This is a genomic window from Enterococcus sp. AAFC-DPL-5182 (assembly GCF_058216605.1).
In genome coordinates this window covers 1,794,287-1,810,210 of record NZ_CM177101.1, presented here as the reverse complement: position 1 = coordinate 1,810,210, position 15,924 = coordinate 1,794,287, and the positions used below count along the sequence as shown (strand labels likewise).

At 36.4% G+C, this 15,924-nt stretch carries 10 protein-coding genes; 1 reads left to right on the top strand and 9 read right to left on the bottom strand.

Going from position 1 to position 15,924, the window contains the following annotated elements:
• Positions 1–27: 27 nt before the first annotated feature.
• Complete coding sequence (locus AC4BB7_RS08350) at positions 28–1,422, bottom strand: 6-phospho-beta-glucosidase (protein ID WP_490485039.1); 1,395 nt, start codon at positions 1,420–1,422, stop codon at positions 28–30.
• Between the two features lie 158 nt (positions 1,423–1,580).
• Here AC4BB7_RS08350 and AC4BB7_RS08345 point away from each other — a divergent pair, with 158 nt between their 5' ends.
• Positions 1,581–2,576 (top strand): LacI family DNA-binding transcriptional regulator, encoded by a 996-nt coding sequence (locus AC4BB7_RS08345; protein ID WP_086312953.1) that lies wholly within the window; start codon positions 1,581–1,583, stop codon positions 2,574–2,576.
• 28 nt (positions 2,577–2,604) lie between these two features.
• Here the strand turns inward: AC4BB7_RS08345 and AC4BB7_RS08340 are convergent, their stop codons facing one another.
• The 8 genes from AC4BB7_RS08340 to AC4BB7_RS08305 all read right to left on the bottom strand — a co-directional run bounded on the left by AC4BB7_RS08340 (position 2,605) and on the right by AC4BB7_RS08305 (position 15,549).
• Positions 2,605–3,873, bottom strand: coding sequence for an ABC transporter permease (locus tag AC4BB7_RS08340; RefSeq protein ID WP_490485038.1), 1,269 nt, complete (start codon positions 3,871–3,873; stop codon positions 2,605–2,607).
• Complete coding sequence (locus tag AC4BB7_RS08335; RefSeq protein ID WP_086312951.1) at positions 3,866–4,765, bottom strand: ABC transporter ATP-binding protein; 900 nt, start codon at positions 4,763–4,765, stop codon at positions 3,866–3,868. The genes AC4BB7_RS08340 and AC4BB7_RS08335 overlap by 8 nt, the downstream gene beginning before the upstream one ends.
• A gap of 443 nt (positions 4,766–5,208) precedes the next feature.
• Positions 5,209–7,008, bottom strand: a complete 1,800-nt coding sequence (gene uvrC / locus AC4BB7_RS08330) for an excinuclease ABC subunit UvrC (RefSeq protein WP_490485037.1) — start codon at positions 7,006–7,008, stop codon at positions 5,209–5,211.
• Positions 7,009–7,109: 101 nt separating this feature from the next.
• Complete coding sequence (gene trxA / locus AC4BB7_RS08325; RefSeq protein WP_086312949.1) at positions 7,110–7,424, bottom strand: thioredoxin; 315 nt, start codon at positions 7,422–7,424, stop codon at positions 7,110–7,112.
• Between the two features lie 89 nt (positions 7,425–7,513).
• Positions 7,514–9,880 (bottom strand): endonuclease MutS2, encoded by a 2,367-nt coding sequence (locus AC4BB7_RS08320; RefSeq protein ID WP_490485036.1) that lies wholly within the window; start codon positions 9,878–9,880, stop codon positions 7,514–7,516.
• A 75-nt stretch (positions 9,881–9,955) separates the two neighbouring features.
• Positions 9,956–10,504 (bottom strand): CvpA family protein, encoded by a 549-nt coding sequence (locus tag AC4BB7_RS08315; RefSeq protein WP_086312947.1) that lies wholly within the window; start codon positions 10,502–10,504, stop codon positions 9,956–9,958.
• A 17-nt stretch (positions 10,505–10,521) separates the two neighbouring features.
• Positions 10,522–10,965, bottom strand: coding sequence for a cell division protein ZapA (gene zapA / locus AC4BB7_RS08310; RefSeq protein WP_170922941.1), 444 nt, complete (start codon positions 10,963–10,965; stop codon positions 10,522–10,524).
• Positions 10,966–11,196: 231 nt separating this feature from the next.
• On the bottom strand, positions 11,197–15,549 hold the full coding sequence (locus tag AC4BB7_RS08305; RefSeq protein ID WP_490485035.1) for a PolC-type DNA polymerase III: 4,353 nt from the start codon (positions 15,547–15,549) through the stop codon (positions 11,197–11,199).
• Between the last annotated feature and the right edge of the window lie 375 nt (positions 15,550–15,924).

The window sequence follows — 15,924 nt, the reverse complement described above, 5'->3', positions numbered from 1 at the left end:
TGTTTGGTCTTGTTCTTTGATAAAAATTTAATTGGTTTTCATTAATTCCGTAACATAAGCTACTGTATCAGGTTGTTCTGTCTCAATCTTAGTAATAGCTTCAGAAAAGTTTGGTAGATGATCTTTATGGGCAATCAATAGTTCATCCAATAAGGTTTTAGCCATTACTCCTCCCGGAACTAACGGATTAATTGTGAATGCATGTAATGCCGCACCGTAATCTCCATCAATAGCCGCACGAATAACAGTTTCTTCCATACCTTTCATTACCTGGATAATACCACGTGCTGCGGGTGGGAACGCTCCCCAGTTATATGGTTCATGTCCATGTGCAGTTACAGGGCCTGAAACTTCTACAACACAGTCATAAGGTAAATCAGTGATCGTACCATTGTTTTCAGTTGAAACAACCATATCTGTTCGCTTATCATTATGAATAGATGCAATTAATTCACAAGCGGCATCACTATAATGTGTACCACCACGTTGTTCCAATTCTTTCGGTTTGTAGTCTAAATTAGGATCTTTATAAAGTTCAAACAGGCGAGCCTCAGTCTCTTTCACGACTTGAGCTCTTGTTTCTCCTTTTTCAAACTCTTCGATCGAATGTTTCAGCATTTCGTCTTCGATATAGTAATAACGGTGGTAGCCACATGGCAACATACCTAAATCTTTGATTTGTTCATAATGGAATGGTGCATTATGAATATTTTTCAAATGACTTTCAGAATCTTCTTGAGGGCCATAAATCAAATCAATCAGTTCTTGTGTCCGTTCATTTCCTTGTTTGTCCCAGACACGGTGCCAATGGAAGTGATTGATTCCTGCAAATTTAAAGAATAAGTCATCTTCAGGAATACCTAATTTTTCAGCTGCTTGTTTTCTGTGACCAATCGGTACATTACATAAACCAGCTGTTTTTTTCCAACCGCCGTGCTTAATTGCAGCTTCTGTAACCATACCAGCAGGATTAGTAAAATTAACTAGCCATGCATCTGGACATAGCTCTTTCATATCTTCAATAATTCCAAGAATCACTGGAATCGTACGGAAGGCTTTAAACATACCGCCGGCTCCATTTGTTTCTTGACCTAAAACACCATGTGATAAAGGAATACGTTCATCTTTTATTCGAGCATCTAATAAACCAACTCGAAATTGGGTCGATACAAAGTCAGCATCTTTTAAAGCTGCACGACGATCTAATGTTAAGTGAACTTCCCAATCTAAGCCAGCTGCTTTAACCATTCTTTTAGCCATAGCTCCGACTGTTTCTAACTTTTCTCTACCTTCTTCAATATCTACTAGCCAAATTTCTTTGATTGGCAGTTCATCTTTTCTTTTAATGTAGCCTTCGATCAGTTCTGGTGTATAGCTTGATCCTCCACCAATTGTTGCAATTTTCAATGCTTCTCTTGTCATGTGTTTCCCTCCTGATTTATTGTTCAGAATACGTTCTGACATCGTTTACATTTCAATCATAATTTATGGGAATGTTCCCATGTCAAGCTCTTTTTTTAATTATTATATGTTATACTTAAAAAGGAAAAGAACTACTATTCAACTAACGAGGTGTTATAATGACCACAATTATTGATGTTGCAAAAAAAGCCCAAGTCTCTAAATCTACTGTTTCCAGAGTAATTTCAGGAAATGGTTATGTTAGTCAGGAAAGCCGAAAAAAAGTTTTAGATGCAATGGAAGCGCTGTCGTACTCGCCAAATTTAATTGCCCGAAATCTTCAAAGTGGCGAAACGAAAACAATTGGTTTTCTCGCTCACGGTTTTATTGATCCTTTGGGGATTTTTCTTCAAAGCTTTATCTCTATTGCCAAAAAATATAATTACTATGTGACGCTCTACTTTACTGATGGAGATAAAAAAAAGGAAATCGATGCATTAAATCAAATGAAATATAAACAATTAGATGGTATGTTTATTTTGACTCGAGCAAATAAATGGGAGGTTATTGAACCATATAGTATTTATGGCCCAATCGCGACTTGGCACCGCATTGATTCTGAACGAATCTATTCTTCATATGTCGATCATTATTCTGGCTATTTTCGATCGTTAGAGTATCTTTATCAAAGAGGTTATCGTTCAATCGGTCATGTGTTAGGCAATTTTGAAAATTTGAATACAAAAGCTCGGTTAAAAGCAATTGATGATTTTCATAAAGAAAAAAATATGCCTGTTAAAAATGAATGGATCTTCCATGATAAAGCAAGGCTTGATAATGGACGCACGATTGCTCAATTATGGCATAAAATGTCCACTAAAACGGATGCAATGGCATTTTACACCGATTCAGTTGCAGCGGGCTTTATCTCTGAGTTGCAATCTTTAGGTTATTCTGTTCCTGAAGATGTCGCTGTCATCGGTTTTGACAATAGCGAAATCAGCCGGTTAATGCATATTACAACCGTAGACTACTCTATCAAACTCCAAGCTGAAAACTCATTTATCTATATTCATAATCAGTTAAATAAAGAAATAATTCCAGAACAAGCAATGAGTGTGCAGTTGATTGAACGAAACACTGTCCCTCCCCTAAAACAAATAAAAGAGCAGTGAAGAAAAATCTTCATTGCTCTTTTCAGTCTCATTTAGCCACTTTTTTACGTTCATTTCTTAAAATCGAAATCGATTGTTTTAGAGACTTAAACACACCGCCTTCGCTATAAACTAATACATTAGATTTGTAAAGTTTTGCTGAAAACATTGTTAATAATACGCCAAAAACAACCAAAATCAAAACAGAAATCATCGCGCCTGTGTTTGTCACTGTCTCACTTGCTAGTCGAATTGGCATAATAAAAGATGAAATCAATGGAATATAAGAAGAAACTTTGATCACAATATTTTGTGGATCGGTTGTTCCTAATGAAATCCCAATGAAATACCCAATCATAGCAACATAGATAATAGGCTGAACAGCTTTAGCTGTATCTTCTGGTTTCGATACCAATGAACCACATAGTGCTGCTAATACTGAATAAACTAATACACCTAGCACAAAAAATGCCAAAGTGAAAAACAGAAAGCTACCAAAAATATTTGCAGAGGATAAGCCTTCTAAGAAGCCTTTTACCATATCAAGATCTTTTAATTGTGTATAACCAATTCCAATCGCAGCTGCATAAATCAAAATTTGTGTAAGAGCTACTAAAATAACTCCCGTCAATTTTCCATAAAAATGGGTTTGCGCTTTGGTACTTGATAAAATAACTTCCATGATGCGAGTTCCTTTTTCGGAAGCAATTTCTTGTGCAATAATGGAAGCATAGGTAATAATGATCACCCAAAGAATGATGGTTATCACAAATGACATCGCCGATTGAATCGCTGTATTGTCTTGTCCTGTTGTCATTTTACCGTTATCATCGAAACTAACTTTAGTCTTTTCGAAGTTTGCTGGTTGACTCAAACTTGCTAACTGCTCTGGGGTTAAATTCAGTTTACTCGCGTTCAAGGATGATTGAACACCATTTAGCATTTGTCCCATCATCAACTCAGTCGTTGTCCCTAATGAAGACTCTGCATATAATTTCCCTTTGATTTGTTCTGTTTTAGTATCTAAAACAAGAAAAGCATCTAAGTCTTTGTCTTTTAATTGTTTTTCAGCTTCTTTTTGCGACTGAACAACTTTAAATGTATAATCATCTGTTTTTGATTTTGCTAGCTGTGTCGCTAATTCTTGATTATCTGAAACTAGCCCAACTTTTGTCTCTTCAGAAAATCCACCTGCCAATGAACCTGCGATATAAATAATTCCCATCACAAGAAACGGTACCAATATCATAATCACGAAAGAAACAGACTTCACGTTCTTTTTATAAACATCACTCGCTATAATCCAAAATTTACTCATTTGGTTCACCTGCTTTCATCTTGAATATTTCTTCTAAGGTGGGTGGCTGTTGATTAAACATCGGAATATAACCAAATTGAGTGGCACGAGCAAAGATTTCTTGCCCTGCTTTTGGATCGCTTAACGTTACTTCAACAACGCCATCGCTACGTTTTACTGCTGAAATTACACCATCAATTGCTAATACGTCTTCTGGGGTCAATGGCGATTCTAAAAAGACTTTTGTCCGTCCGAAACTTTCGCGGATTTCGTGAACTTTACCATTTAAAACCATTTTTCCACTTCTCAACATTACAAGATGATCACATATTTTTTCAACGTTATCCATATTATGACTAGAGAAAATAACACAAGAACCTTTCTCTTTCAAAGCGATGATTCCATCTTTTAATAATTCGGCATTAACTGGATCCAAACCACTAAATGGTTCATCTAATATAACTAATTTTGGTTCATGAATTAGCGTTGCAATCAGTTGAACTTTTTGTTGGTTTCCTTTAGACAATGATTTTACTTTATCCGTTTTTTTGCCTTTGACTTTAAATTTCTCCATCCACTCATCAATTTTAGGTTCGATTTCTTTTTTCGTCTTGCCACGTAATTCAGCAAAATAAATCAATTGTTCTTGAATCGAAACTTTTGGATATAATCCTCGCTCTTCTGGCAAGTAACCAATATCGTTATAGTCCTTACCACTTAATTGATGGCCATTCCAAAGGACAACACCGCTGTCTTGTGTTAAAAAATCCAAGATCAAACGGAAAGTTGTTGTCTTACCAGCCCCATTTTGACCGATTAATCCAAGTATTTTCCCATCTGGAATTTCAAATGACATATTATCTACTGCTGTATAGTCCCCAAATGTTTTAACCAAATTCTTTACTTCTAACATTCCCCATCCTCCATTACTCAAATTAAATCGACTCTTTATATAAAAAAGTAAATTACTCATTTTACTAGTCAAAAAGGTCTTTGACTCTTACCAAATTTTACCATGTGTCAGTATTATTTAAAATAAAAAACGACAGCTATTACCTATGATAATCAGCTGTCCTGTAATTAACACCTAAATGAAGTTACTTGATCAATCGTTGCAGTCTTATCCCTAAGATTCCTAAATCACTAAATATTCAGATAATTTGGAAAGTGTATACTTCAAAAAAATAGCAAAAGCTGTTTATGCTTTAGCTTCTAATAATATGTTATCGTGGGATACTAACTATGTCAAACTTTTTTTATGTAACGACGCGTTTTACTTGACAAATCCTCTAAAAAAATAGTTAAAAAACTAAACTTACCTTAATATGCTTAGCTTTTTAACTAACTACTTTATTATTATGATTTTTCTTCTGAATCAGATTCTTCTTTATGCAAATGATCATACACGTTCTTCGCTACATTTTTGGGTAAACCAGATGCGTTTAAGTCTTCAACCGACGCGGCCGTAATATTTTTTAAGGATTTAAATTGCTTTAGTAGCTCTTTTTTCCTTTTTGGACCTAATCCTTCTATGTCATCTAGGCGAGAAGCAAAACTGTTTTTGCTTCTTAACTGCCGATGGAAAGTAATAGCAAATCGATGAACTTCATCTTGAATTCGCTGCAGTAAAAAGAATTCTTGAGAGTTTCTTTCTAAAGGCACAACCGCTAAATCAGGACCAAAAAGCAGTTCACTAGTTTTATGCTTATCATTTTTAGCCAATCCAGCGATCGGAATATCTAAGCCTAATTGGTTGTCCAAAACTTCTTTTGCAGCGTCTATTTGTCCTTTACCTCCATCGATCACAATTAAATCGGGAAATGGTAGATTTTCCTTCAACACTCGTGAATAGCGGCGATAGATCACTTCACGCATTGAAGCGTAATCATCAGGACCTTTAACTGTCTTGATTTTGTATTTACGGTATTCTTTTTTATCTGGTCGCCCATCAATAAACACTACCATCGCAGAAACTGGATCTGTTCCCATAATATTCGAGTTATCAAATGCTTCAATTCTTACAGGTGTTGGAATATTCATTGCATTGCCTAATTTTTCTACGGCGCCAATTGTTCGTTCTTGTTTTCGTACGATCAAATCAAATTTTTCTTGTAGAGCAACCGTTGCATTCTTACCAGCTAATCTGACTAATTTCTTCTTTTCTCCACGTTGAGGTTGTAACACTTTCGTTGAAAGCATTGCTTCAACGCTGGCAATATCAATATTATCCGGAATCAAAACTTCCTTCGGGATAAAATGTTCATTTTCTTGATAGAATTGTCCGATGAACGTTAAAAAATCCTCTTCTTCTTCATTATAAAAAGGAAAAATTGAAACATCTCGTTCGATTAATTTGCCTTGTCGTATAAAAAATACTTGGACACACATCCAACCTTTATCAACTGCATAACCAAAAACATCACGATCTACTAAATCAGCGTTTGTCATTTTTTGACGGGTCATCACAGTTTCGATTGCTTTGATTTGATCACGATATTCTGCAGCTTTTTCAAATTCCATATTTTCTGCAGCTTCGTTCATTTTTCTTTGTATTTCTTCTTGAATAACGGGGTGTCCACCATTTAAAAAACTTTTTATTTCTGCAACCATTTCAGTATAGGTTGATTTAGGAATATCAAAGACACAGGGTGCTAAGCATTGACCCATATGATAATAAAGACAAACTTCTTTAGGTAATACTCGACACTTTCTCAATGGAAATAGCCGATCTAGCAGACGTTTTGTTTCATTTGCGGCCCCCACATCAGGATAAGGACCAAAATACAATGCTTTATCTTTTAAAACTTTTCTGGTAATCAGTAATCTTGGATAATCCTCATTCGTTATCTTGATAAAGGGATAACTTTTATCATCTTTCAACATGATATTATACTTAGGATCATTTTTATGAATCAAATTTATCTCCAAAAGTAGTGCTTCAATGTTGGATTCTGTCACTATATATTCAAAATCTTCTATCTCGCTGACTAGCCGTTCAGTTTTGGTATCGTGGCTGCCGGTGAAATAAGACCGTACACGGTTTTTTAGTACTTTTGCTTTCCCAACGTAAATGATCGTTCCATTTTTATCTTTCATTAAGTAACAACCAGGTTGGTCAGGAAGCAATGCTAATTTATTTTTGATTCTTTCGTTCATAATACTTCCTTTCTACTCCATTGATAGACTATATTATACCATTTTCTTTATGTTTAAACATAAAAAATAGGATGAAGCAATTCTTCATCCTACGTTTCATTTTACAGATATTTGTCGATCATTGCACGTAACTGTTCTTTTGAATGAACACCTACTGCTTTTTCTACAACTTCGCCGTCTTTTTTCAACAGTAATGTCGGAATACTCATGATCCCAAATGAAGCAGGCGTTGCTGGATTTTCATCTACATCCATTTTTGTAATTTTTACTTCACTCTCATCATATTCTTCGCTTAATTGTTCTAAAATTGGTCCTTGCATACGACAAGGGCCACACCATGTTGCCCAAAAATCGATCAAAACAAGACCGTTATCTGTTTCAGTTGAAAAATCTTTATCAGTAATTACTTGTGTCATAAAATAGACCTCCTACTTTTTACATCTGAATCAATTATAGCACTCGTTTCTTTATTCGACTAGTTTTCTGCTTACTAAAGGTAAGCATCCTACTTGAATTTCACGATTGTTGCTCCGTTACCACCTTGATTCCCAGGAGCAAATTCATAACTACTCACGCTACGATGACTTTTTAGATAATCAGTGATCCCTGTACGTAAAGCACCCGTCCCCTTACCATGGACAATTGTTACTTGAGGATAACCAGCTAAGATTGCTGCATCTAAATACTGATCAACTTCCGCCAATGCTTCTTCATACCGTTTACCACGTAAATCTAGCTGATTGGCTACATGACTACTTTCACTTGATCGAACGGCCGTTACTCTTTGCGTAGGTTCTTTTTCTGGTGCTACGGGTGTCATATCACTTTCCGCGACAGACATCTTTAAAATCCCCAATTGCACTTGCCATTCATGATCACTCGATTTACGAATCAAGGTTCCACGTTGACCGAATGTATTGACAATCACTTCATCGCCAGATTTTAGTTTCTTTTGTTGTTTGGCTTTTTTTAGCACTTTGTTTTTCTCTAAATGTGTTTCTTCTTGATGAAGTTTAGAAAGTTTTGACTTGGCCTCAATTAGCTGATGTTCTTTCACACCACCGTGATGTTCACCTGTCAGCTGCATTTTGCGAATATCAGAGATAATCCCGCTGGCTTCTTCTTCTGCTTGTGAAACCAATTCATTTGCTTTCTGCCGCGCTTTCGCCATTTCCTTCTCTCGTTCATTGAAAAAGTATCCGTAGGCTTCTTTCAATTCTCTATGCAATCGTTGTGCCTCGTCCACATAATGCCGAACCTCTAGATATTCGGTTTCTGCCATTTTACGACGATTTTCCAAATCAGCGATCATCTCATTAAGATCTTGGCTCTCACCATCCATAATATGTTTTGCTTCATCGATGATTGTAGTATCTAAGCCTAGACGTTTTGAAATTTCAAACGCATTACTACGTCCTGGAACACCAATCAACAAGCGATAGGTTGGGCTTAACGTATCTACGTCAAACTCCATACTAGCATTGATTGTTCCTGCACGGTTGTATCCATACACTTTTAGCTCAGGATAATGGGTTGTTGCCATCACATAAGCACTTTTGCTGCCTAATGCATCTAAAATCGAAATGGCTAGTGCTGCTCCCTCTTGTGGGTCAGTCCCTGCTCCTAATTCATCAAACAACACTAAACTATGGCTGTCAACTTTTTTTAGGACATCAACAATATTTGTCATATGAGAAGAAAATGTACTTAAGCTTTGCTCGATCGATTGTTCATCCCCAATATCAGCAAAGATTTCGTCAAAAATACCCATACGACTTTCTTCCCCTGCTGGAATCGGCAATCCTGATTGTCCCATTAATTGAAGTAAACCTAACGTTTTTAGTGTAATTGTCTTACCACCAGTATTAGGTCCCGTGATCACAATAGCCTGATAATCTTTTCCGATAGTGATATCATTTGATACAGCCTTTTCTTGATCCAAAAGTGGGTGCCTAGCTTGTTTGAAGTAAATATGATTCTCTTCACTTATTTCTGGCACCACAGCTTTTAATTCTTTACCGAAACGAGCTTTGGCATTAACAAAGTCCAACTTCCCTATAACGTAAGCATTATGCATAATATCATTGCGGTGAGGAACTAATTCAGCAGATAACTCGGATAAAATCCGCTCAATTTCACTGCGTTCCGCAATTTGATGTTGGCGTAATCGGTTGTTTAAATCGACAATTTGTTTTGGTTCAATAAACAACGTTTGGCCTGAAGCACTTTGATCATGTACGACACCACCAAAAACACTCTTGTATTCTTGCTTCACTGGAATAACATAGCGTTCATTCCTCATTGTTACGATCGCATCACTTAAATATTTAGCATTTTTCCCTCTGACAATCCCATCTAATTGTTCACGAATCGTCTGTTCACTTCTGCGGATATTATTTCGAATAATTTTTAGTTCTGGCGAAGCTTCATCCGTCACCCGACCATCTTCGTCTATGGACTCTTTTAGCCTGCGACTTAATTCAGGTAGAACAATCAATTGATCAATCCACGTATACAATCTCAGTAATTCGATTTCGCTATCTTGTAAATCGTTAAAGAAACGAATCACTTCAGAAGTAGTTGATAATACACGACCAATTTGAGCTAGTTCTAGACCATTCAAGTCCGCACCAATTTCAATCCGCTTCATGTGAGGACGAATATTTTCTAATTTAGGGATTGGGATACCACCACGTAAACGTTGAATTTTCAATCCATCTTCGGTTTCTTGTAACCAAGCTTGAATGCTCGTTGCATCATTAACTGGGACTAGGTGTTCGATTTCTTCTGACCCTTGTGCTGTTACAACATATTGAGAAATAAGCTGTTTGACCTTATCAAAACCTAATGTAGTTAAAATTCGTGTATTCATTTTTTCACCTTCTATTCTTTTAAAACTTGTTATGAGTTGTTTAGACCTTTACTCGTAACGAATCTATCATTTCTTTTATTTAAGCATCTGTTCAATCCACAAATGATAGATTTGCTTAGAGAAAATTGGCGTATCTTTAATGATAAAGCTTGCCAATCCGCTATTTTTAAATTGATTTTGGACTGCGTCAACAGGTAACATTGACAACATACTTAATACTAGAAAAACACCGATATACATAACTATGAAACTTATTAAACCGCCAGCTAGCCAGTTTGCTTGCTTTAACACAGGTACAAACACCAATCCATGTGCAAAAATCGCTAAAAAGCGTACAACTAACCACCCCGCTGCTAAAATAAGTAGAAAAGCTACCGCACCGTAAAAAGCTTGATCCAAGTCAAGCGTAAGCTCTTGATTGAAAAAGACCAATTTAGTATCCGCTGTTGGTGAAGGATACGGGATGAACAGTTCCAGATGAGAGGCTAAACTCTTATAATACGATTTAGCTATAAAATAAGAAACAAGATAACCAAACGTATATAAAACTTGTAAAATTAATCCGCGTCTAGCGCCTGTATAAAAGCCAATGGCTAATAGTAGTAAAATGAGTAATGTTAACATCCTGTCATCCTCTCAAATTATTGGTCTTGAGTACTCTTACTTTGAATTTGTTGTTTACGATTTTCATTTAAGATTTGTTGTGCTTCCATGTGATTATGAATTTCGACATCTTCTTGTCCGTTCTTTTTCAACACACCTCTTGCCTCTTCTTCAATTGCTTCAATGCGTTTAATACGGTTTTCAAGTTCAGCTAGTCTAATTGTCCGTTTTTTTAATTCAGCCACTTCTTGTTCTAAATTAAGAACTTTTTCTTGTTTTTTTAGTTGATCAGAAATTGCATTGATCGCTAACAAAACTGATGCTTGTTCATCGTTGGTTTGTGGCGAAATATGTTTGATTTCAGCTAGTTGTTCATTCACTAATTTTGTTACTAAATCCATATGTTGTTTGCTTTCTTGTCCGATGATCGTATACGTATGATCGGCAATCACAGCTTTATATCTTGTTTTTTCTTTAACCATGATAGTGTTCCCTCCTGTAGTGATCCATTACATGCTATTGTACCATGAAAATCATCATTGCGTGTTTTCAAATAACCCTTTCCTATTATATGCTACTATACAAAAAAATTAAAGGTCTAGTGTTATTATTACGTTTTTCATTAAATTATTACGTGGAAATACTTTTTTGAATCTAAATTGAAGAATAAATAAATGGAATACATAGGTTTTACTCTATGCATTCCATTATTTTTATAGCATATCAAATAATGACAATTGGTTTTCATCAGGTAAATCTTTTAACACGCCATTTTCAGTCATATATTCAATCAATGTTTTAGATACTTTTCCTCGACTTGCAAGATCTTCTTTAGACAAGAAAGGTTCATCTCTTGCTTCTACAATCGATTTAGCCACGTTAAGTCCCAAACTAGGAACAGCTCTAAAGGGAGCAATCAACGTATCACCATCAATCACAAAATTCTCTGCGTCTGATTTATATAAATCGATCATACCAAATTTAAATCCTCGCTCAATCATTTCGTTGGCAAGTTCTAAAACTGTTAACAGATTTTTTTCTTTTGTTGATGCTTCCAATCCTTTGTCTTGAATCTCTTTCATCCGAGCTTTTACGGCTTCTTTTCCTTGCGACATTGCAACGAGATCAAAATCATCCGCACGAACAGAGAAATAAGCACAATAGTATAAAATCGGGAAGTATACTTTAAAGTACGCAACACGTAAGGCCATTAAAACGTAGGCTGCTGCATGGGCCTTTGGAAACATATATTTGATTTTTGAACAAGAATCTATATACCAATCTGGAACGTTATTTTCTTTCATTGCAGTCAGATATTCTTCTCTTAACTCATCAGGAATTTTATTCCAGAGCCCTTTACGCACAGTTTCCATGATTTTAAATGCCATCCCGCTATCTAATCCTGAATGGATCAAATAAACCATGATATCATCACGACAACCAATCACTTCGGCAAGTGTTGCTTCTCCTCTTCGGATCAGTTCCTCAGCATTCCCCAACCAAACGTCAGTACCATGAGATAAACCAGATATTTGAAGTAGTTCAGCAAAAGTCGATGGATGTGTCTCTTCCAGCATTCCCCTTACAAAACGAGTACCAAACTCAGGTATTCCTAAAGTTCCCGTCTTAGAATAAATTTGCTCTGGTGTCACGCCAAGAACTTCTGGTCCTGCAAAAATCCGCATCATTTCCGGATCATCTGTTGGTATGGTTTTAGGGTCAATTCCAGATAAGTCTTGTAACATCCGAATAACAGTGGGATCATCGTGTCCTAGAATATCGAGTTTCAAAATATTATCATGGATTGAATGGAAATCAAAGTGAGTCGTTTTCCATTCAGAATTTTGATCATCTGCTGGATATTGTATCGGTGTAAAATCATACACATCCATATAATCAGGAATAACAATAATTCCTCCTGGATGCTGTCCAGTAGTTCTTTTTACACCTGTTGAACCTTTTGCCAAACGATCTACTTCGGCTCCTCTAAAATGAAGATTATGATCACGTTCATACCCCTTAACGAATCCATAAGCTGTCTTATCAGCGACTGTACCGATCGTTCCAGCACGATAAACATATTCTTCACCAAACAACACTTTAGTGTAGTTATGAGCCTCAGCCTGATAATCACCAGAAAAGTTCAAATCGATATCGGGTACTTTGTCCCCGTGGAACCCTAAAAAGGTTTCAAATGGAATATCGTGACCGTCTTTGAACAATCTCTGACCGCAGTTTGGACAGTTTTTCTCTGGCATATCAAAACCAGAACCATATGATCCATCCTCAAAAAATTCAGAATGCTGACAATTGATACAATGATAATGAGGTGCTAAAGGATTGACTTCTGTAATACCAGTCATCGTCGCCACAAAACTTGAACCCACGGATCCACGGGAACCAACTAGATAACCATCTTCCATACTTTTATGCACTAATTTTTGCGAAATCAAATAAATTACCGAAAATCCATTACCAATAATACTATCCAATTCTTTTTTCAATCGTTTCTCAACGATATCAGGTAAAGGATCTCCGTAAAGTTCTTTCGCACGCGTATAACTTAAATTCCTGATTTCATCTTCCGACCCAGGAATTTTTGGAGTATATAGATCATCTTTAACTGGCGTGATCTCCTCACACATATCAGCAATTGCGTTAGGATTTTCTACGACTAATCGGTGGGCTGTCTCTTCGCCTAAAAATTGAAAAGCAGTCAGCATTTCATCCGTTGTTCTAAAATGAACAGCTGGCAAGCTATGACGATTCAATGGATTTGCCCCACCCATAGAACCAACCAGAATTTTACGATAGATACTATCTTCCTCATTTAGATAGTGGACATTCCCAGTGGCTACGACAGGTTTCTCTAATTCATCACCGATTTTCACTAAATTAGTAATAATTTCTTCTAAATCAGCCTCGCTTTTCACCAATTCCTGCTCAAGTAATGGTGCATACACAGCTTTAGGCATGACTTCAATATAATCATAAAACTTTGCGCGATTCTTAGCTTCTTCTACCCCTTTTTGCATCATAGCTTCAAAAATTTCACCGTTTGAACACGCCGAACCAATAATCAAGCCTTCCCGCAATTTACTTAACTGAGAGCGGGGAATTCGAGGAATCCTGAAAAAGTAATTAATGTTAGACATTGAAATCAATTTAAACAGATTCTTCAAACCAGCTTGTGTCGTTGCTAAAATCGTAGCGTGAAATGGTCTAGCACGTTTGTAAGAATCACCTTCACCTATATGCATGTTCAACTCGTCATGGTAATTCATGTTATGGTTTTCTTTAGCATCTTTTAAGAAAATCCAGCATAAATGACCTGTTGATTCCGAATCATAAATAGCCCGATGATGTTGTTCTAAATTAACGCCAAACTTCTTAGACAGCGTGTTTAGACGATGACTTTTAAATGTGGGGTGTAAATAACGTGACAATTCTAATGTATCGATGACCGGATTCTCTGCTTCCGGAATGTTATATTTCCCATAACTTGTATTTAAGAAGCCCATATCAAACGAAGCATTGTGGGCAACTAAGATCGTTCCTTCCGAGAACTCTCTAAATAAACGAAGTACTTCTTCTTCTGATTTTGAGCCTCGTACCATTTCATCTGTGATCCCAGTTAAATTAATCGTGGTTTGAGATAGTGGATGACCTGGATCGATGAATTGTTCAAATGTATCGATAATATTTCCCTTGTGCATTTTTACAGCAGCTAACTCGATGATCGTATCATAAACAGCTGATAATCCAGTTGTCTCCACGTCAAATACCACATAAGTTGCATCACTTAACTCAATGTGCGCTTCGTTATACGCAATCGGTACACCATCATCTACGACGTTAGCTTCTACACCATATAAAATTTTGACTCCAGCTTTCTTCCCAGCACTATGGGCATCTGGAAACCCTTGAGCTCCACCATGATCAGTAATCGCAATGGCTTTGTGTCCCCATTTCCCTGCTTGAGCAACAAAATCAGCAACATTATTAGTGGCATCCATTGTACTCATATTGCTGTGTAAATGAAGTTCAACGCGTTTATCGCCTTCTGGTGCATAGTCTTTACGCGGTGCATGTTTTACTTCCATCAAATCTTGACAGTTCATTACTAAATCACGCATAAAAGTATCTTCTTGAATACTTCCACGAACTCGAACCCAGCTATTCTTTTGAATCGCATCAAATATCTGTTCATCTTTTTCACCATTCGAGAATTTTTTAACGATGAATGATGACGTATAATCGGTAATTTTTAAAATAAGAATTTTTCGTTTAGAACGTAATTCACGTACTTCAACATCGAAAACAAATCCTTCAATCGTCACTCGACGTTCTTCTTCTAAAATATTGCCCATCGGCATGATCGGTTCGTCATTTGGAATATTCCTTCCCAAACGAATCGGTCCTTCGAGTGCTGGTCCTTGTTGCTGCTGTTGTTTTTTCTTTTGCTCATGCTTAATCAGCGATTCTGCTGCTTGCTGTTGAAATGCAGCATCTTGCTCTTGCTTCCGCTCTTCAAATAAAGCTAGTACACGCTTGGCCTGTTGCTCATCCATCTTAGGTTCGATGTGAAACTTCTGAAAACCGTAATTGATATAAAGCTCTTCGATAATTGGTAAATATTGTTGTTTTAAATACGGAATGACCGCTTCATTATCGACAGGCAAAATAATTTTTTTATCTTCAACAATTGGGGTCTGAGTCTTGATTACCCGTTGAACAAGAGGTGTGTCACATTGACCATTCAATAATGCTAACTGCCAGTAATCAATAAGTTGTTCCTCTGTAAATTCATTTTTATCAGCTGAAATTTTTACAGATACACTTGCAATTTGCTGAAATGCAAGCTCTAACTGCTGCATAAATGATTGATACAACATCACAGGTAATATTTCAGCGAATCCTAGATGAAATTCCCACAAACGACTTTGCTGGTGCACAACAACTTTCTCTATTCTTCCTTGTTGGATCAGAGGATGCTGCCTTTCTTGTTCATTTAATTGAATTTGATCTATCAACTTTGCAAATAACTCTTGTGCTTTTTCTGTCACTAAATGAACCTCCTAATTAAAAGCTAAACGAGTTTCTTCTCACAGGCAAATAGGATACCTGAGGTGTATTCCCCCAGACATATGTAGCTTTCTTCCGAAAAAATCACCTATGAAATGGCTATGATACTATTTTCCTCAGAAGAGCAACTCACAAAGCTAGTTCTATTTAAATTTCACCAGACTTATACTGGGTATCTTGATAAGAAAGAGGCCCTTAAACATTTCTGCCAAGTGCCTCGCCATCGTTAAGTATACTATTTTCTCTAATGAAATACAATGTAAACCCAACAAACAACTATCTGATCGGAAAAAAATTTGTTCAGATTACTCTTAAAAGAAAACACTTACGAAATCCAATCAAGAATCGATTTCGTA